General features: G+C 69.4%; 24 protein-coding genes and 1 pseudogene. 12 read left to right on the top strand and 13 right to left on the bottom strand.

Annotation, left to right across the window (positions count from 1 at the left end; translation table 11 throughout):
• Window positions 1-84: 84 nt before the first annotated feature.
• The 4 genes from OHN74_RS25790 to OHN74_RS25775 all read left to right on the top strand — a co-directional run bounded on the left by OHN74_RS25790 (window position 85) and on the right by OHN74_RS25775 (window position 2,982).
• Window positions 85-267, top strand: coding sequence for a hypothetical protein (locus OHN74_RS25790; protein ID WP_327696971.1), 183 nt, complete (start codon window positions 85-87; stop codon window positions 265-267).
• Between the two features lie 45 nt (window positions 268-312).
• A complete protein-coding gene (locus OHN74_RS25785; RefSeq protein WP_327696970.1) occupies window positions 313-606 on the top strand; it encodes a hypothetical protein in 294 nt (97 codons plus the stop codon).
• Window positions 607-737: 131 nt separating this feature from the next.
• On the top strand, window positions 738-1,211 hold the full coding sequence (locus OHN74_RS25780; RefSeq protein ID WP_327696969.1) for a hypothetical protein: 474 nt from the start codon (window positions 738-740) through the stop codon (window positions 1,209-1,211).
• 151 nt (window positions 1,212-1,362) lie between these two features.
• Window positions 1,363-2,982, top strand: coding sequence for a S8 family peptidase (locus OHN74_RS25775; protein WP_327700270.1), 1,620 nt, complete (start codon window positions 1,363-1,365; stop codon window positions 2,980-2,982).
• A gap of 80 nt (window positions 2,983-3,062) precedes the next feature.
• Here OHN74_RS25775 and OHN74_RS25770 read toward each other — a convergent pair whose 3' ends face one another.
• The 3 genes from OHN74_RS25770 to rsmA form a co-directional block, all read right to left on the bottom strand.
• Window positions 3,063-4,166, bottom strand: coding sequence for a peptidoglycan recognition protein family protein (locus OHN74_RS25770; protein WP_327696968.1), 1,104 nt, complete (start codon window positions 4,164-4,166; stop codon window positions 3,063-3,065).
• Window positions 4,167-4,486: 320 nt separating this feature from the next.
• Window positions 4,487-5,380 (bottom strand): 4-(cytidine 5'-diphospho)-2-C-methyl-D-erythritol kinase, encoded by an 894-nt coding sequence (locus OHN74_RS25765; protein WP_327696967.1) that lies wholly within the window; start codon window positions 5,378-5,380, stop codon window positions 4,487-4,489.
• Window positions 5,377-6,306, bottom strand: a complete 930-nt coding sequence (gene rsmA, locus OHN74_RS25760) for a 16S rRNA (adenine(1518)-N(6)/adenine(1519)-N(6))-dimethyltransferase RsmA (protein ID WP_327696966.1) — start codon at window positions 6,304-6,306, stop codon at window positions 5,377-5,379. Before rsmA ends, OHN74_RS25765 begins: the two co-directional genes overlap by 4 nt.
• Window positions 6,307-6,588: 282 nt before the next feature.
• On the opposite strand from rsmA, the gene OHN74_RS25755 reads away from it, so the two are divergent.
• On the top strand, window positions 6,589-6,990 hold the full coding sequence (locus tag OHN74_RS25755; RefSeq protein ID WP_327696965.1) for a VOC family protein: 402 nt from the start codon (window positions 6,589-6,591) through the stop codon (window positions 6,988-6,990).
• A gap of 91 nt (window positions 6,991-7,081) precedes the next feature.
• Here OHN74_RS25755 and OHN74_RS25750 read toward each other — a convergent pair whose 3' ends face one another.
• From OHN74_RS25750 to OHN74_RS25740, 3 genes are all read right to left on the bottom strand, one after another.
• A complete protein-coding gene (locus OHN74_RS25750) occupies window positions 7,082-7,990 on the bottom strand; it encodes a GlxA family transcriptional regulator (RefSeq protein WP_327696964.1) in 909 nt (302 codons plus the stop codon).
• Between the two features lie 30 nt (window positions 7,991-8,020).
• Window positions 8,021-8,623 carry an isochorismatase family protein gene (locus OHN74_RS25745; RefSeq protein ID WP_327696963.1) on the bottom strand — a complete coding sequence of 201 codons (603 nt, stop codon included), beginning with the start codon at window positions 8,621-8,623 and terminating at the stop codon, window positions 8,021-8,023.
• Window positions 8,624-8,692: 69 nt separating this feature from the next.
• On the bottom strand, window positions 8,693-9,397 hold the full coding sequence (locus tag OHN74_RS25740; protein ID WP_327696962.1) for an NAD(P)H oxidoreductase: 705 nt from the start codon (window positions 9,395-9,397) through the stop codon (window positions 8,693-8,695).
• 113 nt (window positions 9,398-9,510) lie between these two features.
• On the opposite strand from OHN74_RS25740, the gene OHN74_RS25735 reads away from it, so the two are divergent.
• On the top strand, window positions 9,511-10,440 hold the full coding sequence (locus OHN74_RS25735; protein WP_443060444.1) for an AraC family transcriptional regulator: 930 nt from the start codon (window positions 9,511-9,513) through the stop codon (window positions 10,438-10,440).
• A gap of 159 nt (window positions 10,441-10,599) precedes the next feature.
• Window positions 10,600-10,857 (top strand): hypothetical protein, encoded by a 258-nt coding sequence (locus OHN74_RS25730; protein ID WP_327696960.1) that lies wholly within the window; start codon window positions 10,600-10,602, stop codon window positions 10,855-10,857.
• Between the two features lie 17 nt (window positions 10,858-10,874).
• Here the strand turns inward: OHN74_RS25730 and OHN74_RS25725 are convergent, their stop codons facing one another.
• The 3 genes from OHN74_RS25725 to OHN74_RS25715 are packed head-to-tail and all read right to left on the bottom strand — an operon-like array spanning window position 10,875 to window position 12,141.
• Window positions 10,875-11,084 (bottom strand): DUF397 domain-containing protein, encoded by a 210-nt coding sequence (locus tag OHN74_RS25725; protein WP_327696959.1) that lies wholly within the window; start codon window positions 11,082-11,084, stop codon window positions 10,875-10,877.
• Window positions 11,081-11,281, bottom strand: coding sequence for a DUF397 domain-containing protein (locus tag OHN74_RS25720; RefSeq protein WP_327696958.1), 201 nt, complete (start codon window positions 11,279-11,281; stop codon window positions 11,081-11,083). Before OHN74_RS25720 ends, OHN74_RS25725 begins: the two co-directional genes overlap by 4 nt.
• A gap of 8 nt (window positions 11,282-11,289) precedes the next feature.
• On the bottom strand, window positions 11,290-12,141 hold the full coding sequence (locus OHN74_RS25715) for a helix-turn-helix domain-containing protein (protein ID WP_327696957.1): 852 nt from the start codon (window positions 12,139-12,141) through the stop codon (window positions 11,290-11,292).
• A 224-nt stretch (window positions 12,142-12,365) separates the two neighbouring features.
• Here OHN74_RS25715 and OHN74_RS25710 point away from each other — a divergent pair, with 224 nt between their 5' ends.
• The gene (locus tag OHN74_RS25710) at window positions 12,366-12,857 is read left to right on the top strand and encodes an ATP-binding protein (RefSeq protein WP_327696956.1); all 492 of its coding nucleotides are present in this window, start codon (window positions 12,366-12,368) and stop codon (window positions 12,855-12,857) included.
• A gap of 12 nt (window positions 12,858-12,869) precedes the next feature.
• Complete coding sequence (locus tag OHN74_RS25705) at window positions 12,870-13,280, top strand: VOC family protein (protein ID WP_327696955.1); 411 nt, start codon at window positions 12,870-12,872, stop codon at window positions 13,278-13,280.
• A gap of 37 nt (window positions 13,281-13,317) precedes the next feature.
• Here OHN74_RS25705 and OHN74_RS25700 read toward each other — a convergent pair whose 3' ends face one another.
• From OHN74_RS25700 to rsmI, 4 genes are all read right to left on the bottom strand, one after another.
• Entirely contained in the window at window positions 13,318-14,676 is a 1,359-nt protein-coding gene (locus OHN74_RS25700) for a ubiquitin-like domain-containing protein (RefSeq protein ID WP_327696954.1), read from the bottom strand.
• Between the two features lie 104 nt (window positions 14,677-14,780).
• Window positions 14,781-15,659 (bottom strand): TatD family hydrolase, encoded by an 879-nt coding sequence (locus tag OHN74_RS25695; protein ID WP_327696953.1) that lies wholly within the window; start codon window positions 15,657-15,659, stop codon window positions 14,781-14,783.
• Window positions 15,660-15,735: 76 nt separating this feature from the next.
• Window positions 15,736-16,134 carry a hypothetical protein gene (locus tag OHN74_RS25690; RefSeq protein WP_327696952.1) on the bottom strand — a complete coding sequence of 133 codons (399 nt, stop codon included), beginning with the start codon at window positions 16,132-16,134 and terminating at the stop codon, window positions 15,736-15,738.
• 177 nt (window positions 16,135-16,311) lie between these two features.
• Window positions 16,312-17,205, bottom strand: a complete 894-nt coding sequence (rsmI, locus tag OHN74_RS25685; protein ID WP_327696951.1) for a 16S rRNA (cytidine(1402)-2'-O)-methyltransferase — start codon at window positions 17,203-17,205, stop codon at window positions 16,312-16,314.
• 62 nt (window positions 17,206-17,267) lie between these two features.
• Here rsmI and OHN74_RS25680 point away from each other — a divergent pair, with 62 nt between their 5' ends.
• The 3 genes and pseudogenes from OHN74_RS25680 to OHN74_RS25670 all read left to right on the top strand — a co-directional run.
• Window positions 17,268-19,010, top strand: coding sequence for a dolichyl-phosphate-mannose--protein mannosyltransferase (locus OHN74_RS25680; RefSeq protein ID WP_327696950.1), 1,743 nt, complete (start codon window positions 17,268-17,270; stop codon window positions 19,008-19,010).
• 383 nt (window positions 19,011-19,393) lie between these two features.
• Window positions 19,394-20,578 (top strand): DUF5677 domain-containing protein, encoded by a 1,185-nt coding sequence (locus OHN74_RS25675; RefSeq protein ID WP_327696949.1) that lies wholly within the window; start codon window positions 19,394-19,396, stop codon window positions 20,576-20,578.
• Window positions 20,579-20,664: 86 nt separating this feature from the next.
• Window positions 20,665-21,435 (top strand): annotated as a pseudogene (locus OHN74_RS25670) (NUDIX domain-containing protein); the annotation flags it as partial.
• Window position 21,436 lies beyond the last annotated feature (1 nt).

Genomic DNA, 21,436 nt, shown 5'->3' with positions numbered 1-21,436 from the left:
ACTGCTGCCGCGACCACTGCTCGTGTCTGCCTTCGTCCCGGTCCTGCACGTACAGGTTCAGCGCGGCGTCGATGCCCCTCGACCATGCGTACAGATCTGCGACGAGTTCCTCTGGCCGCCTCCTCGGCCGCGATGGCCTCGGCGTCGGCGCGGTCGGCCGCCGAACGGGCGTCCTTCGCCGCCTGTTCGGCCTCGGACGCGGAGGTGCGGGCTGCGGCGGCGTCCAGTGCCACCTGGTCGGCGGAGTCGCGGGCGTCCTTGGCGTAGCCCTCGGCGCGTCCGGCGGCCTTGTCGGCGATGGTGTAGGCGGCCTTGGCGTCCCCGGTAGCCGCGTTGGCGACTCTCGCGGCCTGGGCGGCGTTCTTCTGCGCGTTGGCGGAGTGCGCCTCGGCGACGGCCTTCTGCTGTTCGGCGAGCTTCGCCTTCGCGAGATCCCGGGCCGCATTGGCGGTCTGCGCCTGTGCGGCGGCGGCAGCGGCCTTCGCCTGGGCCCGGGCCTCGTTCGCGGCGGCGGTACGGAACGCCGCCTTCGACTGGGCGGCCTGCGTCACGGCGCGGGCGGCGATGGTCGCACTGTCGCCGGCGGCGGCCCGGGTGGCCGCGTAGGCGGTTTCCCCGGGCCCACGAAACGGCACCGCGAGTGCCTGGGCGCCTGGGGCAGGCAGCGCTTTCTCGGCGGACGCGACCAGCTACCTGGTGTGCGACCCGGGGCCCCCGCGCGTCGGAAAATAGTGCCCATGGCCACTCTTCTCGACAGCCCCGAACCCCGTCGCGTCTCGCCGGGCGAGTACCCCGTGTGGGACCGGGCTCTCGCCCTTCTCAACCGGGACCTGGCGGTGACCCTTCCCGCGCAGGAGCCCCTGCGCCTGCTGGCCCTTACGCCCTGCGACGCGAACGAACCGGAGAACGTCTACGTCACTCTGGCCGACGACGAGTGGCACGGCAACTGTTTGGACCCGGACTGTGCGGACGACCCTGCCGCCGCGCTGGCAGAGGTCGCCGATGCCGCGCAGGAGACCATCATGGACCGAATGTGGCAGGCGTGGCCCGTGTGCGCCGATCACGGCCTCGGCATGCATCCGCGGGGCGCGGACGGGCAGCTCGCTGACGAGGAGCCGTACTGGTGGTGCGCGGGAGAGGCGTCGGGTCTGGTCCCGGCCCATGTCCGTGCGGCGGTGGGCGCGCTCGACACGCTCGTTACCCGGACGTAGGGATTCCCCCCATTGACGTGATCCCTTCAATTCCGCCACGGTGTGCCCACGGAGACGCCACCCCCCTCACCCCCCACACGTCCCCGTACGCCTCGTGCACATCGAACAAGAGGGGAACCACCCAGTGTCCGTACCGCACTCCCCCACAGGCATGCCCGCCGGGCGCCCCACCCCCGGCTCCGCGCACAGTTTCTCGCCCAGACGCGGCACCCTCGCCGCGCTCGCCGCCGTCGCCTCCGTGCTCGCCCTCGCCGGCGCCGCCGTATCGCCCGCCGTCGCGGCCACCCCGGCCGTCGGGGTGATCCAGGGCGCCGACGCCGAAGGTGCCATCAAGGACAGCTACATCGTCACCCTCAAGGACAGTGCCGGTTTCCGGGCCGCGTCCAGCAAGGGCAAGGCGCTCGCCACCCGGTACGGCGCCGAGGTCGAGCGGACCTACACGTCCGCCCTCAACGGGTACGCGACCGAGATGACCGAGGCCGAGGCAGAGCGGCTCGCCGCCGACCCCGCCGTGGCGAAGGTCGTGCAGAACAAGACCCTGCACATCAACGACACGCAGACCGGCCCCACTTGGGGACTCGACCGCATCGACCAGGCGGACCTGCCGCTCGACTCCGCCTACACCTACCCGTCCAGCGCGGGCAGCGGCGTGACCGCCTACATCATCGACACCGGCGTACGGATCACCCACACCGACTTCGGCGGACGCGCCTCCTACGGCTACGACGCCATCGACGGCGACACCAGCGCGAACGACGGCAACGGGCACGGCACGCACGTCGCCGGGACCGTCGCCAGTGCCACGTACGGTGTCGCCAAGGCCGCCAAGATCGTCGCCGTGCGCGTGCTCGACGACTCGGGGTCCGGGACCACCGACCAGGTCGTCGCCGGTATCGACTGGGTGACCGCGAACCACGTCAGCCCGGCCGTCGCCAACATGTCGCTGGGCGGCGACGCGGACTCCGTACTCGACGAGGCAGTCGCCAACTCCATTGCCTCGGGCGTCACTTACGCGGTGGCCGCCGGCAACGACAACGTCAACGCGTCATCGAACTCCCCGGCCCGCGTCGCCTCCGCCATCACCGTGGGCTCCAGCACGAGTGCCGACGCGCGGTCGTCGTTCTCCAACTACGGCTCCGTACTGGACATCTTCGCGCCGGGCTCCAGCATCACGTCGACGTACAACACGTCGAACTCCGCCACCGCCTCACTCTCCGGTACGTCGATGGCGTCCCCGCACGTCGCCGGCGCGGCGGCCGTCTACCTGGGCGAGAACCCCGGCGCCACGCCCGCCCAGGTCGCCACCGCGCTGACCTCGGCCGCGTCCAGTGGCACCCTCACCAGCGTCGGCACCGGGAGCCCCAACCTGCTCCTCCAGGTCACCCCGAGCGGGACTGACGACGGGGACGACGGCGACACCGGCACCACCTTCGAGTCGACCACCGATGTGACCATCACGGACGCCGGGTCGGCGGTGTACTCGCCGATCACCGTCAGCGGCATCACCGGCAGCGCGCCCAGCGACCTGTCCGTGTACGTCAACATCGTGCACACCTACCGCGGTGACCTCGTCATCGACCTGGTCGCACCGGACGGCTCCACCTACCGCCTGAAGAACAGCAGTTCCTCGGACTCCACCGACAACGTCGACGCCACCTACACCGTCGACGCGTCCAGCGAGACCACCGTCAACGGGACCTGGCAGCTCAAGGTCCAGGACGTCTACAGCGCCGACACCGGCTACATCAACAGCTGGAAGCTCACCTTCTGACCGGCACGCACATCAGCTGAGCCGAGTATCAGAAGCCGTGCGCCCCGGGACGCAACTCGCCCGGGGCGCACGGCTGTTGGTCAGGCGGGCTTGCCGGCGACCGCCGTACGGACCTCGCCGAGGAGGTCGTACATCGTCTGGCCGGGGCAGTCGGTCGCCAGCCAGTCGCGGTGGCCGCTGATCGCGTTGACGTCCTTCGTCACGCCGTTGACCGGGTTCACGTAGGTCAACTTGGCCTGCGGGTCCAGGCCCTTGAAGCGGGCGATCACCTTGATCAGGCGGATCAGTGACGCCTTGGCCGCGTCGGTCGGCGGCTGGGCGACCAGGTTGCCGAGCAGCGCGATGCCGAGGTTGCCGGAGTTGAAGCCGCCGGTGTGGAAGGCGGTGACGAGCTTGCCGTCCTTGTCGAAGGCGGGGACGAGGTCGTCGCCGGAGTAGCGGCCCTCGTAGACGGCACCCGCCTCGTCGATGAGGAAGTGGTAGCCGATGTCGCCCCAGTCGAGGGTGATCGCGTGGTACTCGTAGATGCCGCGCACCGTCGACGCCGGGTCGGGATCGGCGTTCGGGGTGTCCGTGTGGTGGACGGTGATCGTCTGGAACGGGTAGTACACCTCGGGCGAGTTGACCTTGCCGTCCTTGTACCGCTTCGACTCGTCGGCCCCCCACGCCGGCCGCGACAGGTACTGCACCCCGCGCACCCGGGTCGGCTCGGTCGGCACCCGGAAGGTCTTGCCGGCCCCGCCGGTCGTGTCGATCGCCAGCGACCGCGCCCCGCTCGCGCTCGACCCGTCCGGCAGCTTCAGCTCGTACGCGGTGGCGTCCCCCGCCGCCACCAGCGCCGTGCCGCCGCCCTCGACAGTCGCGCAACCGCCGTTCAGGTCCTGCCACTTGCCGGGCGCGGAGGCACCGTCCGCGAACCTGATCCCGGCACCGTCCGCCGCGCCGCTCCAGCGCACACCGACGTACGAGATGGCGAAAGCGGCACTGGCCTCGGCGGTGCCGGTGGCGGCCTCGGTGCGGGTGGCCGGGAACTTCTGCGGCTCGGTCCCCGCGGTACCGGACGTGGCGGACGTACCGGATGCGCCGTCCGTCGTACCGGAGGCGGAGTCCTCACCGTTGGTGGCCGCGAAGACCACCGGGGTCAGCGCACCGCCGACGGCGACGGCGCCCGCGGCACCGATCACGCCGCGCCGGGTGAGGGGGACCTTCCGGCGATGGGAGGGAGCCGGAGAGGAAGAGGACGAGGAGGGGGGAGGTACTGACACGGAGATGCCTTCCGAAGTGCTGGGGGAGTTGGCAACTCAAGGGGGACCCCACGCCGTGCACGCACTCTGGAATTCGGTGAACTCCTGGGCCTCAGCGAAGACTTGTGGCGGACGGCGAGTGCTTGAAGTTGAAAGAAACCCTACTCGTCACGCCCGCCCCACCCGCGCAGGTCCAGGCCAAGGAACGGTGAATTCCCTGTGCGGGTCCGGCAAATGGGGCAGCCGTCGCGTACGCGCTGTCACAGCACCCTGGCACCCGGTACAGGCCCCGAGGTCACTCGTACGGCCCGGCAGGTACCGGACGCCGACAGCGCCCGCTCCACCTGCCGCGCGGCCTCCGCGTCCCGGGCGAGGAACGCCGTCGTCGGACCGGAACCCGAGACCAGCGCGGCCAGCGCGCCCGCCGCACGGCCTGCGGCGAGGGTGTCGGCGAGGGCCGGGAAGAGGGAGAGGGCGGCGGGCTGGAGGTCGTTGGAGACGGACGCGGCGAGCGCGTCGGGGTCGCCCTTGGCGAGCGCGTCGAGGAGTTCCGGCGAGGCGACCGGCACCGGAACGTCACTGTCCGCGACCAGCCGGTCGAACTCCCGGAACACGGCCGGCGTCGACAGCCCGCGCTCCGCCATCGCGAACACCCAGTGGAAGGTGCCACCGGTCTCCAGGACCGTCAGCTTCTCCCCGCGCCCGATCCCGAGCGCGGCCCCGCCCACCAGGCTGAAAGGCACATCGCTGCCCAACTCGGCGCAGATGTCGAGGAGTTCGACACGCGAGGCCCCGGTCCCCCACAGCGCGTCACAGGCGAGCAGCGCACCGGCGCCATCCGCGCTGCCGCCCGCCATCCCACCCGCGACGGGGATGTCCTTGGCGATGTGGATGTGCACATCGGGCGTACGGCCGTACCGCTCGGCGAGTGCGACGGCGGCGCGGGCGGCGAGATTCGTACCGTCGAGGGGGACTTGAGCGGCGTCGGGCCCGTCACAGGTGATCCGGAGTTCCGCTGCCGGGGTGACGGTCACCTCGTCGAAGAGGCCGACGGCGAGGAAGACGTTGGCGAGGTCGTGGAAGCCGTCGGGACGCGCGGCACCCACCGCGAGCTGGACGTTGACCTTGGCAGGAACCCGAACGGTGACGCTCACAGCTGCCCGGACTCCTCGTCGCCACTGTTCTGCTGCTGGACCTTGTCCTCCTGGACCTTGTTCTCCGCGATGCGGACGAACTCCTCGACGCTCAGGGACTCGCCGCGGGCCTGCGGGGAGACACCGGCGGCGACGAGGGCGCTCTCGGCGGCGGCGGCCGATCCGGCCCAACCGGCGAGCGCGGCGCGCAGGGTCTTGCGCCGCTGGGCGAAGGCGGCGTCGACGACGGCGAACACCTCGCGCCGCTCGGCGGTCGTCTTCAGCGGCTCGGCCCGCCGGACGAGCGAGACGAGCCCGCTGTCGACATTGGGCGCGGGCCAGAAGACGTTGCGGCCGATGGAACCGGCGCGCTTGACCTCGGCGTACCAGTTGGCCTTCACGGACGGGACGCCGTACACCTTCGACCCGGGCGGCGCGGCGAGCCGGTCGGCGACCTCCGCCTGCACCATGACGAGGGTCCGCTCGATGCTCGGGAACGTCTCCAGCATGTGCAGCAGCACGGGCACCGCGACGTTGTACGGGAGATTCGCGACCAGTGCGGTGGGCGGGGGGCCCGGCAGTTCGGTGACGCGCATGGCGTCGGAGTGCACCAGCGAGAACCGGTCCGCGCGGCCGGGCATCCGAGCGGCGACGGTGGCGGGCAGCGCGCCCGCGAGCACGTCGTCGATCTCGACGGCGACGACCCGGTCGGCGGCCTCCAGCAGCGCGAGGGTGAGGGACCCGAGCCCCGGCCCGACCTCGACGACCACGTCGTCGGGCCGCACACCGGCGGTGCGCACGATACGGCGGACGGTGTTGGCGTCGATCACGAAGTTCTGCCCGCGCTGCTTGGTGGGCCGGACGCCGAGGACGTCGGCCAGCTCGCGGATGTCGGCGGCGCCGAACAGCGCATCGGGGGAGGCGTCGGGGACGGGGCTGGTACTCACGGGTCCAGGGTACGGGGGGTGGGGGGTGGGGATGTGCAGCTGGGCTGGTGGGCTGGTGGGCTCGGTACGGGGTGACCTCGGGGGCGTTGTCAGTGGCCGGGTCCGCTCAACGCACCTCGTCCGCGCGGACCGCGCGTGATCACACCGGGAGGGCCCGCTCACGGCACGGAGGTCATCGCCCACGGACAGAGACCGGCGGCGACCTGAAGCGACCTCGACGGGGTACGGGGCATCTGCCTCCCGCTCTCCCGCCGCCTCGCTCTCTGGACTAGAAAGATCGGTATGGAACTCACCCAGATACGCCTGCTGGTGTCCGACTTCCCCGCCGTCTACCGCTTCTACCGGGACGTGCTCGGGCTCAAGCCGCAGTTCGAGGCCGAGAGCGGCCCGTACGCCAAGCTCAGCCCCGACACCGGGCACGCGGCGATCGCACTGCAGGACCGGGCGCAGATGGCCGGCGTACTGGAGCGGCTGGGGGCGGAGCCGGCCGGACACCGCGCACTGGTGGTGCTGCGGGTGGACGACCTGGACGCCACACACGCCGAACTCACCGCCCGCGGGGCGGACTTCACCCGGACCCCGGCCCCGATGGGCGACCGGATGCGAGTCGCCTACCTGGAGGACCCGGAAGGAAACCTGATCGAACTCCAGGAGTGGCTGGCGCCGCGCGAGCAGGCAGGCTGACGCGTCGGTACCAGGTGGAGGAGGAGAGCGGCAGCAGCGCCACGGGCATGGGCATGGGCACGCCTATGACTATGGCCATGCCCATGTCCCGTCACGCCGCGCGGGCGCGCAGGCGGCGCAGCATGCGGGCGTCCTCGAAGCCGACCGAGTGGGCGGCGGCGTCGACCGTGGCGCCGTGGCTGATGAGATGCTCGGCGCGTTCCAGGCGCAGAGTCTGCTGGTAGCGCAGCGGGGTGAGGCCGGTGGCGCGGCCGAAGAGCCGGGTGAGGGTGCGTTCGCTGACGCCGACGGCCGCGGCCAGGTGGGGCAGCGGCAGCGGTTGGTCGAAGCGGGTGTCGATGAGGTCCTGGGCGCGGTGCACGGTGTCGTCGAGGTGGGACCGGTGCCGGAACATCGCGCTGGTCTGCGGCTCGTGGCCGTTGCGGCGGGCGTAGACGACCATGTCCCGGGCGACCTGGGCGGCGACGGCGGGCCCGTGCCGGCCGGCGACGAGATGGAGGGCCAGATCGATGCCACTGGCGATACCGGCCGAGGTGATCACCCGGTCGTCGGCGGTGAACAGGACGTCGCGGACGACGACCGCCCCGGGGTGACGCAGGGCCAGCTCGTCCTGCACGTCGTGATGGGTGGTGCAGCGACGGCCCTTGAGCAGACCGGCCCGCCCGAGCGCCTCCGCTCCGGCACAGACGCTGGCCACCGTTCCGCCCCTGGTGTGGTGGTCCCGCAGGACCTCCAGGGAGGCGTCGGCGATGGCGGGCGAGTCGGCCAGGGTGACCGTCCGCCAGCCCGGGACCACGATCAGGTCCTCGGGCCCGAGTTCGGGCCAGTCGAGGCTCGCCACCAGGGGCAGTCCCTGAGCTGTGGGGACCTCCGGCCGCTCGGCGACATAGGTGAGGGCGTAGGGGTGCCCGAAGTCGGCTGCGGTGGAGAAGACCTGCGCGGGGCCGGCCAGGTCCAGCAGGTGGACTCCGGGCACCAGGAAGAAGACGATGTGGCTCACGATTCGGTCATCATGCCGGAAGAACGGCCGTCATGCCGGGAGCTCCGCCGCGGCCTCCACCTCGTCGACCGTCGCGATGGTGGCGAAGCGGCCGGCGAGGGCGTACTCGGTGCGCCGGATGATCTCGTCGGCGGACAGGGTACGGGGGTCGGCGAGCAGTTCGGCGACGCTCTGGTCGGCGGGGGCGTCGCGGTGCGGGATCGGGTTGGTGGCGGTCGCGTCGACGACGAAGGTGACCTGGTAGCCGAGGTCGCTCGCCACGCGGGCGGTGGTCTCCACGCACTGCTCGGTGCGGATGCCGCAGACGGTGAGTTCGCGGACCCCGTGCTCGGTGAGGCGTTGCTGCAGGTTGGTGGTGGTGAAGGAGTTGTGCGAGGTCTTGTGGATCACCGGCTCGCCGTCCTCCGGCCGCCCCAGCTCCTCCAGCAGCCGGACGTGACCGAGGGCGGGGTCGAAGGTATCGCCGCTCCCGGGCTCGGTGTGCAGTACCCACACCACCAGGTCCCCGGCCCGCCGGGCCAGCCGCACCAGTCGGCTGACCTTGTCGGCGATCTTCGGGTCGGAGATGGTCTCCCACAGCGGGTGGGCGCGGAAGGACTCCTGGACATCGATGACGATCAGTGCTCGGGTCATGTGCCCAGCCTCCGCTATACGGAGAGTGCGGCTACAGGCCTCATCGGGCCCCGAAGCGGACGGATCCGGTCAGCGGATACCTGAGGTCGCCCGATTCGGGACCGACAGGCTGTCGGCGGCGAACCTGTCCACGAACCCCCGGGCACGTCGGTCGAGATCTGCGTACTGCGTCTCCCGCTCAGCGCCCGCGACCGCTTCGCCGACCAGGAGGTTGCCTTCGGCGTCGATGGTCTGCGGGCGCTCCTCCGCGTCGGTGAGCAGGCCGATCGTGGAATGGGAGAAGCCGCAGTAGTAGGCGATGCCGTCGCTCAGATTGGCTTCGAGGACGGCCTGCATCCCTTCCACGACGGGATCGTCGGCAGTGGCGCCGGCCAGGCCCAGCCACAGCATGCGCTTGCCGGCGAGGCGGGGCTTGCTGCGGCCGTAGGCGAACCCGTAGTTCCATACGCGGTCGATCCAGCCCTTGAGGATGGCGGGCACGCTCTGCCAGTACACCGGGAAGACGACGACAACGACATCGGCGTCGAGGATGCGCTGCATATGGGCGTGCACTTCGTCCGAGTACGGCTTTTCCCTGTTGCCCCAGTCCGGCTGGTCCGACACGTTCATCCGTGGGTCGAACCCCTCGGCGTGCAGGTCGAGCATGTCGATGCCGTATCCGGCGGCTTCGAGCCGGGCGGCCGCGCGGCGGGCCGTGTGCGCGGTGAGGGAATCGGTGCGGTGGTGCGAGAGGACTACGAGGGCTGTCCCGGCATGGCTGTCGTGCTGGCTCACGGTGTCTCCCGGCTGATCTCGATCGATTCGATGAATCCAGTAGAGCCGCGGAGACGTAGATGATCCATGGGAGAAACGCTCCAGGGCATAGGAGATCGTCTACGATGCGTTCCGTGGATCCGTTGAGCTCGCTCCTCAGTGGCATCCGGGCCGAAGGCTCGGTCGTCAGCCACGCCGTACTGACAGCGCCCTGGACCATCCGCTTCGCCGACGACGCGCCGCTCACCATGATCAGTGTCCTGCGCGGCGGGGGCACACTACTGCTGCCCGACGGCACCGAGCGAGCGGTCGGCGTGGGGGACACAGCCATCGTGAGCGGCCCCGAACCGTTCCATCTCGCGGATGATCCCGCCGCCGTCCACGGCCCCCATGCCGCGTACGAGATCGCCTGCTTCACCACGGACGCCGAGTGCGCCGGCCGGCAACTCGGCGGTATCCACTGGGGCACCGAATCAAAGGATGCGACCGCGCTGATCGTGGGCGCCTACCGCGCCTCGGGCCACCGCCACCAGCGGCTCCTGCGCGCCCTGCCGCCCGTCCTGGTGATCAACGAGGACGTCGAGGTCTGTGCCTGGCTGGAGACGGCCGCTGCCGACGCCGCCCGGTCCACGGCCGGTTCACAGGCGCTGATGGACCGGCTCCTCGACTGGGCCCTGGTGTGCACGTTGCGCAGTTGGTTCGACCAGGCAGGCGCCGACGCGCCCAGTTGGTACCGGGGCCTCGCCGACCCGGTCCTCGCCCCCGCCCTGCAGGCCTTCCACGACCGGCCCACCGAGTCCTGGACTGTGGCGTCGCTGGCCACCCGAGCCGGCGTCTCCCGGGCGCTGTTCGCCAAGCGCTTCACCAAGCTGATGGGCCGCCCGCCCCTCGCCTACCTCACCGAATGCCGCATGGACGAGGCCGAGACGCTGCTGACGGACACCGACCTCAGCGTCGCCCAGATCGGAAGATCGGTCGGCTATGCCGACGCTTTCGGCTTCAGCGCCGCGTTCAAACGCCACAAGGGCATGAGCCCCAGCACGTTTCGCGCCGCGGCGGCCTGAGTCCCGGTCCGGCGAAGCCGACATGGACCGACCTCGTCAAGGTCGTTGCCAACCTGGTTGAGTACAGGCCGAGTTGAGGGCGGCTGAGTTCGGGACGAGGTGAAGCTCCTGGTTGGATGGGTGGGCGACAGGGGCACACCCAGATGAAGGATGGATCTCATGGGAACGACACAGGGCCCGCCAGTGAAGCACGAGGACATCCAGGCCCCCTCGGGACGGACCAGGTGGTGGGTGGTCGCCCTCATCCTGGGTCTGCCTGCACTTCTCGTCATCGGCTTCATCGCCATGGTCGCGATCTGGGTGCTGAGCGACGACTCGTCCGAGGCCGAGCAGCGACCTCCCCACTCTCTTCGGGTGAGCGTGGAAGCCCCTTGGGCCGGAAGCACTCCTACCTTGTCCCGGACATCGACGATGTGACACCGGGGCGTACGAGTTCAGGGTGCGGAAGTGGCTTGAGAGGTGGGCGACTTGACGGACTCGACGAAGGGGACGAAGACGCCGGTCGGGAAGGTGAGAGTCGCTCGGGCCGGGGCCTTGGAGTCACGGATTGCTATGTGTGCGTGGCGATGCGCGATCTCGACGCAGGCGTCGCCCTGGCCGCCGCCGGAGTAGGACGACTTCCGCCAGGTGGTGAGGGCGGTCACTGGCGGTGGGCTGTGGGTGACTTGAGAGTCTCGACGAAGCAGGTAAAGGCTCCCGTCGGGAAGGTGAGGGTGCCGTAGGCAGGGTTCTTGGAATCCCGTACGGCTACCCGGGCGCGGTGGTCTGCTATTTCAACGCAGGAGTCGCCATCACCAAAACTTGAGTAGGACGACTTCTGCCAGTTGTCGAGGGTGCCCATGGGGTGCCTCACAGCTCTTTCGTCAACTTGTGGATGAAGTCACGCGACCGTCCGGGGGCGAGCGACACCGCCTCCAGTCTACGAAGAAGCGTTCGAAAGGCGGCGAGTTGGGTCTCGGAATCGACGAAAGCCGCACCCTGGGGTGCATCGCGCACGACGGTGTCCAGCTTGGGTACGGCACCTGCCGCGTACGTCATGGCACTCGCGGCGCCGGCGAACCCGTCCAGGTCGAAGGGGATGACGCGCACGGTGATGTGGTCCGCTTCGCAGAGTTCGAGGACGCGGGCCAGTTGCCGTAGCGAGGCGGCGCGGTCGCTGACCCGGATGCGGAGTGCCGCCTCGTGGATGACCGCCTCGTACGGGGTCGGAGCGGGACCTTCAAGGATCGCCCTGCGTTGCATCCGGTGATGGACGCGCAACTCGATTTCCTTGTCCTGGAGTTCAGGGACGCGAAAGGAGAAGACGGCCCGGGCGTAGTCCTGCGTCTGGAACAGGCCTGGGACGTACAGGACTTGGACTTCCCGGAGCGATGTGGAGCGGTGTTCCAGCTCGGACAGGTCGAGGAACGATGCGGGCAGCAGTCCTCGGTACTCCTCCCACCAGCCGCGCGTTCGGTCGGCCGCCATCGCCGCCAGGGCGTTGACGAGCGCCTCGTCGGTGCACGCGTAATGGGCCGCGAGTCGACGCAGACGCTGCTCACTCACGCCGGATACGCCGGACTCGATTTGGCTGATCTGGACAGAGTTGACGCCGAGCAGTGCCGCTGATTCACGGGCGCTGAGGCCTGCCGCCTCGCGGAGCCTGCGCAATTCGACCGCCAGACGCATCTGCCGCGCTGTTGGTTCGCGCTTGGTCCCCATCGACTACTCCTTGGCTCAACGCACGTGCGAGTGCGACTCGTTCGGGGTCAGATTACGCGACCGGCTTGCCGATTCTTAAATCTAAGGTCTACCGTCAGTGACGCGACGCACACCCTGCGGAACGCCGGGACACCCGGAAGCGCACCACTCCGTCCTGCCACGACGGCTGCGGCATGCCACCGCCCGCCCGACCGCACCCCCCACCACCGAACGGGAGTTGCCGCATGCCCGAAACCGAGAAGGAAACCAGGACCGAGCCCGCGCCCGAGTCCTGGGAGTACTCCCTCTACATCCCCAACGACCTCCGAGCCGTCACCGTCAGCCGCCGCACCCTCCGCTTGATCCTGACCATGCACGGACTGATCGGCCTCGTCGATGTCGCCGAACTCCTCGCCACCGAGCTGGTGTCCAACGCTGTACGGCACACCACGGGCCCAGCCGCCCTGCGCGTCCGCTGGTCGGCCGGCGTCCTGCGGATCGGAGCCTGGGACGCCGACCCCCAACCACCCGAGCCACCCCAGGAGTTGGACCAGCTCACCGACTCGACGGACGGGCGCGGACTCGGCATGGTGCGGGCCTGTTCCGATCTCTGGGGATGGCAGCCCCTCTCCCGGTTCGGGAACCGGGGCAAGTTCGTGTGGTGCGAACTGGCCGCCGGTGTGAGCGCCCGCGTCACCCAGGGACTGCCTCAAAGTCCGGCTCACTTGATCTTGTGAAAAGATCGCCGGATGCTACGACTAACCGACTTCATCATCGATTGCCCGGACACGATGAAGCTGGCAGCCTTCTACTCCGAGGTGACGGGATTCCCGGTCAAGGAGGGCAGTAACGAGCACTGGGCCGGTATCCGGTTCGGCGAGATCGAACTGGCCTTCATCCAGGTCGAGGACTACCGCGCCCCGCAGTGGCCCGACAGCGAGCACCCCAAGCAGTTCCACCTCGACTTCGAAGTCGACGACGTCGAGGCCGAACAGCGCCGCATCCTGGCCCTCGGCGCGACCCTGCAGCGGGACTGCATCGGCCCCAACGGCTACGGCTTCCGCGTCTACGCCGACCCCATCGGCCACCCCTTCTGCCTCTGCCGCAACAAGGGTGTCATCTGGACCGATCAGGGCCCCGTCTGGCCCAATCGCGACTAGGACCGGCCTGGGCTGGGCCTGGGCCGAGAACAGACGCTCACCCGTGCAACCGCCCCCCACAATGCGGCCAGGGCCCCGCCCCCCGCTTCACATACAGCCGCTTCGCCCGGAACGTCTGCTCCGACGCCGTCGCGTCCTGGGGGCGCCCGGAGCCGCCCAGGCTCTGCCAGGTCTGTGTGTCGAACTGGTAGAGCCCTCCGTAAGTCCCCGACGGGTCCACCGCGTTCGGGCGCCCCCCGGACTCGCAGGCCGCCAGCGAACCCCAGTCCAGATGGTCCGCGCCCTGCACCGACGTCGGCAGGGGTTTCGAACCCACCCTCACCAGCTGGGCCCGCGGCTCGCGCACCACCTCCGTGCGCACCCGGCGTGGCTTCTGCTTCACGCCGTTGACCGTGCGCAGGGCGAAGGTGACCCGGCGCAGGCCCGGGCGGCCCGCCTGGTCGACGACCTCCGTGCCCTTGAACAGGGACGCGTCCTGGGTGCGCCGCACGTCGTAGGGGATCAGCTCCTCGCGCACCTCCTTCGAGCCCGTCACGCGCAGCACCGTCACGGTCTGGCCGTCGCGCGGGAAGCTCGCGGCGGCCACCGAGATGGTGTCCTCGCCCCGGAGCGTGATCCCGGCCTCCTCCACCGCCTCGCCGACCGTCGCCGCGTTCGTACGGATCGTGCGGGCCCGGCCGTCCGCCATGATCGTCACCGTGCGCTCGGTGCGGACGTCGATGGTGAGCCCTTGGCGTCCGATTCTCTGGGAGCGCGCGAGCGACAGGTAAGCGCCCTCGACGCGCACCCCGAACTCCGCGAGCGCTCCCTCCACCGTGTGGGCCGTCGTCCACACCTCGCGCCGTTCACCGTCCAGAGTGATCCGTACGGGTCGCCCGTAGTGGACGCGGACCTCGTCGCCGCTGGCCAGTGCGGTGCCCGGCGCGGGGGCGACGACGTCGTGGGCGCCGACCGCCACCCCTTCGTCGGCCAGCAGTTCGGTCACGTCGTCGGCGAAGGTGTGCAGGGTGCGCGGCTTGCCGTCGACGTTCAGTTCGATCGCCTTGTCCTTGGCGACGAAGGCCGTCGTGCCGCCCGCGAGAAAGGCGACCACGAGCGCCTGCGGCAGCAACCGGCGGATGGCGTCGGGCCGTTCGGAGCCCTTGCGGCGCCTGGCCGCCGCCCGCCCCTCCCGGACCCGTCCACGGGCCGCCTGCTGCTGGGGCAGCGTGGGCGACAGCGGCGGCTCCAGGGGTGCCGGCGGCGGCGGGGGTTCATAGGCGGGCCGGTACGTGTCCTCGTACGGCAGCACCCCGTACGCCACCGTCTCGGCGGTGTGCGGGTCGTACCCCCCGTAGGGCGACGGCGGCTGCGGCCCGCCGGCGGGGCTGTACGTCTCGTACGGCGAACTGCTCACGACGACACGCTCCAGGTTCCGGCGACGGGCACCAGAACCTAGCGGAGCGGACGTCACTCTCCAAAGCGACGCGGCTACGGAGCGTCAACGCACGTCAGTGCGCGTCAGTAATCGAAGGCGCGTGCGGTGTTCGCCGAGATGGCCGCCGCCAGACCGTCCTCGTCGATGCCCCGCACCTCGGCCATCGCCCGCAGGGTGATCGGAATGAGGTAAGGGGCGTTGGGGCGGCCCCGGTACGGCGCCGGGGTGAGGAAGGGCGCGTCCGTCTCGACGAGGACCAGCTCCAGGGGTGCCACGGCGAGTGCCTCGCGCAGCGGCTGGGCGTTCTTGAAGGTCATGTTGCCGGCGAAGGACATGAAGTAGCCGTTCGCGGCGCAGACTTCGGCCATTTCGGCGTCGCCGGAGTAGCAGTGGAAGACGGTCCGCTCGGGGGCGCCCTCCTCCTTCAGGACCCGCAGGACGTCGGCGTGCGCGTCCCGGTCGTGGATGACCAGCGCCTTGCCGTGCCGTTTGGCGATCTCGATGTGGGAGCGGAAGGACCGCTCCTGGGCTTCCTTGCCCTCGGGTCCGGTGCGGAAGTAGTCGAGTCCCGTCTCACCGACGCCCTTGACCTGCGGGAGTCCGGCGAGCCGGTCGATCTCCGCGAGCGCCTCGTCGAGGGCCGTGTCTCCGCCGGGTACCCGCGCGCCCTGCCGGGACCAGCCGTCGGGGTCGCCGTGGACGATGCGCGGGGCCTCGTTCGGGTGCAGGGCGACGGTCGCGTGAACGCTCTCGTACGTGGCCGCCGTCTCGGCCGCCCACCGGGAGCCCTTGATGTCGCAGCCGACCTGGACGACCGTCGTCACCCCGACCGACGCGGCCTTGGCGAGGCCTTCCGCGACCGTGCCGGACTGCATGTCGAGGTGGGTGTGGGAATCGGCGACCGCCACCCGAAGGGGTTCGGGCAGCGGCGGCGCCGAAGCGGCTTGGGACTTGGCAGACATGCCCCGATCCTACGAAAGGGTCGCGGGAGGGGGCATGCCTGCCCTGCCCGGGGAGGGACGGGGGAGCCGGAGGGAGCTAACTCGCCTTGCGGTGGAACGGGTGCAGGAGATCCGAGAGGTGCCAGTGATGGTCTTCCTTCGGCTCCCCGGGCTCCCCGGAGGCCGTGTCGGCCGCCGGTGCCGCCTTGGGGGCCGAGCGCTGCCGGTGCATCGAGTTCTGTACCGACGACACCTGCCCCGCCCGCATGATGCGTACGACATGGCCGTCGCAGTTCTGGCAGGTGGGCCGGGTCAGCGGGGACGGTACGACGCTGCCGTCCGCCACGTACATCACCATCTGGGCGCCCTCGGCGTCCGTGTGGTGCTCGATCTCGTACGACTGTTCCCAGCCGTGCCCGCAGCGCATGCAGGCGAAGGAATACGACTCGTGAACGACGGCGGTGGCCGTGCTGCGGTGGCCGGTGATCTCGCTCATGCCAGCTCCTCTTGTCCGCTGGACAAAGGACGGAAGCGTCCCTGTGAACCAGTGGACGCCTCTGCCGACGTGAAGGCATCAGACCTGTCGAGTGTTGAAGGCGTCTTGGCCATTCCTTGTGGGAACAGCCCGGATCCGAGGTCCGGGCTTTGCCTTCCGCCCTCCCGCTTTGCCCCCTTATGGCGTGACCGGCGTCGCACTTCCGGCACGGCCCTCGCCCGGCGCGCCCTCCGCGTTCTTCGCGGCCACGACCGCGTCGAACACCTCCCGTTTCGGCAGGCCCACCTCGGCCGCAACCGCCGCGATGGCCTCCTTGCGCCGCTCCCCCGCCTCCTCGCGCACCCGCACCCGCCGCACCAGTTCCTCGGCGCCGAGCTCCCCGCCGTCCCGCTCGGGGGCGCCCTCGACGACGACGGTGATCTCACCCCGTACGCCCTCCGCCGCCCACCGGGCCAGCTCGGCCAGCGGACCGCGTTTTACGTCCTCGTACGTCTTCGTCAACTCCCGGCAGACGGCGGCCCGTCGGTCCGTCCCGAACACCTCGGCCATGGCGGCGAGGGTGTCGTCGAGGCGGTGCGGGGCCTCGAAGTAGACGAGGGTGCGCCGTTCCTCGGCCACGTCCCTCAGTCTCGACAGGCGTTCGCCCGCCTTCCTCGGCAGAAAACCCTCGAAGCAGAAGCGGTCGACGGGCAGCCCGGAGAGCGCGAGCGCGGTGAGCACGGCGGACGGGCCGGGTACGGCCGTCACCCTGATGTCCTTCTCCACGGCGGCGGCGACCAGCCGGTACCCGGGGTCGGACACCGACGGCATGCCCGCGTCCGTCACCAGCAGCACCCGCGAGCCGCCGAGGAGCGCCTCGACCAACTCGGGGGTGCGCGCGGCCTCGTTGCCCTCGAAGTACGACACCACCCGGCCCTTGGGCTGCACCCCGAGCGCCTGGGTGAGCCGGCGCAGCCGCCGGGTGTCCTCGGCCGCGATGACGTCCGCGCCCGCCAGTTCCGCCGCGAGCCGGGGCGGCGCGTCCGTGATGTCGCCGATGGGCGTGCCTGCCAAAACCAAGGTTCCTGTCACGTTTCCATCCTCGCAGGGCCCTTGCACGGGACTCACACAGAGCTGTTCCCTACGATGGCGCGGTGACCAGTACCGCGCCCTCCACGGACACCCGGCAAAGCGCCCCCTCGCCAGAGCAGCGCCCGGGGTGGCAGCAGCGGCTGCGCCGATACGGATACACGGCGAAGCCGAGAAGCGATGTCCGGGACCGGCTGGTGCCGCCGTACACCGAGCCGAACCCCCGCCTGTGGGCGACCCTCGGGCTGCCGCCGGCCCTCTCCGACCGGATCACGCGCTGGTCCGGCTGGGGCGGACCGCTGCTGGTGACGCTGCTGGCGGGCGTGCTGCGCTTCTGGGACCTGGGCAGTCCGAAGCGGGTGATGTTCGACGAGACGTACTACGCGAAGGACGCCTGGGGCATCATCCACCGCGGCTTCGAGGTCAACTGGGACAAGGACGTCAACGACCTGATCCTGAAGACCGACGGGCATGTGGCGATCCCGACGGATCCGGCCTATGTCGTGCATCCGCCCGTCGGCAAGTACGTCATCGGGCTCGGCGAGTGGATGTTCGGGTTCAACCCGTTCGGCTGGCGCTTCATGACGGCGCTGCTGGGCACGCTGTCGATCCTGATCCTGTGCCGCGTCGGCCGCCGCATCTTCCGCTCCACCTTCCTGGGCTGCCTGGCGGGCGCGCTGATGGCGGTGGACGGTCTGGCCTTCGTGATGAGCCGCACCTCGCTCCTCGACGGCGTCCTCCAGTTCTTCGTCCTCGCCGCCTTCGGCTGCCTGGTCGTCGACCGCGACAGGGCCCGCGAACGGCTGGCGGCGGCGCTACCGCCGGACGCGGACGGTGCCGTACGGCCGGACTCGCACATCGCCGAGACGACACGCTTCGGCTTCCGCCCCTGGCGCTGGCTCGCGGGCCTGATGCTGGGCCTCGCCATCGGCACCAAGTGGAACGGCCTCTACATCCTGATCGCGTTCTGCGTGCTGGCGGTGCTGTGGGACGTCGGCTCCCGCAAGGTCGCCGGCGCCCGGCACCCGTACGAGGCGGTCATCAAGCGCGACCTGGGCTGGGCGTTCCTGGCGACGGTCCCGGTGGCCGTCTTCACGTACATCGTGTCCTGGACGGCCTGGATCCTCTCCCCGTCGGACGGCACCGGCGGCTACTACCGCAACTGGGCGGCCACCGAGGGCAAGGGCAGCAGCTGGTCGTGGCTGTTCCCGGACTGGTGGCGCAGCCTCTGGCACTACGAGCACGCGGTGTACGAGTTCCACGTGGGCCTGCACACCCCGCACAACTACCAGTCGAACCCGTGGAGTTGGCTGGTCCTGGGCCGCCCGGTCTCGTTCTTCTACGAGTCCCCCGAACCCGGCAGCGGCGGCTGCCCCACCAACTCCGGCGAGCAGTGCGCCCGCGAGGTCCTGGCCCTCGGCACGCCCCTCCTGTGGTGGGCGGCCTGCTTCGCGGTCCTGTACGTCCTGTACCGCTGGCTGTTCCGGCGCGACTGGCGGGCGGGCGCCATCGCCTGCGGGATCGCGGCGGGCTACGCCCCCTGGTTCCTGTACCAGGAGCGCACGATCTTCTACTTCTACGCGATCGTCTTCCTGCCCTTCCTGTGCCTGGCCCTGGCGATGATGATCGGCGCGATCGTCGGCCCACCGGGGTCGAGCGAGCGCCGCCGGGTCGCGGGGGCGGCGGGCGCGGGTGTGCTGGTGCTGCTGATCGCCTGGAACTTCATCTATTTCTGGCCGCTGTACACCGGGACGGCGATTCCCATCGACTCCTGGCGGTCGCGGATGTGGCTGGACACCTGGGTCTAGCTGGGCTGACTGCTTCACCGTGGGATGAGGGCCACCGCAGGAAAGTGGCCGTCATTGGTCGTCAACGGTCGTCGTTGGTCGCCCTCGTACGGCCCGTAGACGGCCCGGCAGTAGTCGCGTGACCTGCTGAGATGCGGGGGCCGGCGAGAGCAGAAACGGCGACGGCCCGCACTGAAAAGTGTGGGCCGTCGCCGTGTGTGTGGATCAGCTGATGGACCGCCTGTATCGCAGGGCCCAACCGGGGGCAGGCTGGTGGATGGTGGCCAGCGTTTATCGCAGGTCACCGGCCCCCTTGCGCGGTGCGTCGACAGTCCAGGAAAACCCTCCCCGTCGACACCTGGTTCGCCCTAGTCTGTCTGTAATTACCAGGGAAGGGCTGACCGGTGAGCAATAAGTACAGCGAGGTTGATTTCAGTGTTCCACCTTCACAGCGTCACGGCGTGGCCCTTAAAGGCGAAATACTTGGCAATATCAAGGAGAAGTTGCCCGAGCTCTCCAGCCTACTTTCGAATGCCCTAGAAGAGCTACACATTGTCACACGTCGATTTTTTAGCGAGACCACCAACAAGTCTGCAGCCATCGTAGGAAATCACGCTTTCAACGATCTGGATAGCTTCATAGACTGCCTCCTCTCTGGAGATGGCAGGTCGGCCGCGCGGGCCTCTAGATCTCTCTACGAGCACTTGGTCAACTATTGCGAGGTAATGTCTTCTCCCGAAGCGGCCGAACGCTATTTGGAGCACAAGGTCGTTACAGTCGACTTGCTGGGGAACCTGATCCACAGACTTCGGCACCTCAGGGGAACACAGTACAAGCAGGAGCGGAGTCGGCTCACGAAACTGAAGCGGGATACCCTGCATCCCCTGAAGGACGCCCTAGCGCGATTCGGCACACGCTTCCGCCGCGACTGGTCCTCTCGCAACCTCTACGAGAGGGCAGCGGCCTACGGTTACGACACTCACTACGACACCTACCGGCTGCTCTCCCAGGTAACGCACGGGAGTTGCGGCGGAGTACTTGGAAGCCACGCCGAAATAGCAGGCAGCACGGTCCATCGCACCGGACCTTCCCTCGAACTGGCAGTGCTGTCCTACCTTGAAGGGTTCACATTCTTCAGAGAATTCGCCAAGGAGGTCGGCAGTCGCCAGACCATCGACACTCGTAGGCTCGTCGAAGACATCGACAGCCTTCTGGCTTATTGGCCCAAGTACCGCCAGGCCCTCACGGAGATTGATAAGCTATTTTGGCCCGAATCTCCGCCCCCAGGCCCGGTTGCCATCATGGCTATCTATCCGAATGGAAGAGCCCGCTGGTTCTTTTGGGAGCCCGCCCTCAATCGGATGAAACCCGCTCACCCACCTGAGGAATCCGAGTGGATGGAGGAACGCTTCCGCCAACACATAGAAGGTGGCAATGTAGAGGTCCCTCCAAACATGGACGGGAGACCGATTACATCGGCAGTTTCCGGGGTTCAAGTTACGCCACAGGAGGGATCGGCCTGGTTTACGGCAAGCGGTATTCTTGCCCACACCGCGAAGCCAGCGGCCTCTTGGCTCATCTCCGAGTGACCTACGGGCGTCGGCGGACGGACTCGGTAGTGCGCCTACCCCGCTACGCTGGTACGCACCAATTCAGAACGGAGAGTGCTCTGCGGATGGGAACAAAGACAACCAAGGTTTACGAGACGCTTCGAGAGCGGCTCACGGCCGGCGCGTACGCCCCCGCGGACAAGTTCCCCTCGGAACGGGCGCTGGCCGAAGAACTCCACATCGGCCGCGCCGCCCTGCGGTAAGTAATGGCCCGACTCGTCTCCGAGGGCACCTTGGAGGTTCGGGGCCGGAGTTCGTACCGGGTCCCCGGGGCTGTGAGCGTCAAGACGCCCGAAGGGTTGGAGCCCTGGCGCATCCATGGCGAGCGGGACGTCTACGACAACCGATGGGTCAAACTCCAACTGTGGGACGTGGAGCCGCCCGGAGTGGAGCGCTTCGAACATCATGTGGTGAAGCTTCACCACGTCGCCATCACTGCCGTTCTGGACGACCAGGACCGCGTACTCATGATGTGGCGGTATCGCTTCGTCCCACAGCAGTGGGGTTGGGAGCTGCTCGGCGGCATCGTGGATGAAGGGGAGGACCCCGCGACCACGGCGCTCCGGGAAGTCGTCGAAGAGACCGGTTGGCGCCCCAAGTCTGTGGACCACGTGGTCACCTATCAGCCCATGGTCGGCATGGTCGACTCGCCTCACGAGATCTTCGTAGGCCACGGGGCCGAACAGGTCGGTTCGCCAACGGACCTCGAAGAGGCGGGGCACATCGAGTGGGTGCCGCTGGCCGACGTGCCGGGACTGATGGCTCGCGGTGCGCTAATGGGTTCCGGCACCCTCGTTGCCCTGCTCCACATCCTGGCGAGTCGCGGCAAGCAGGGGC

Source organism: Streptomyces sp. NBC_00459, assembly GCF_036013955.1.
Lineage (GTDB): Bacteria > Actinomycetota > Actinomycetes > Streptomycetales > Streptomycetaceae > Streptomyces.
This window is presented reverse-complemented; position numbering and strand designations above follow the sequence as displayed.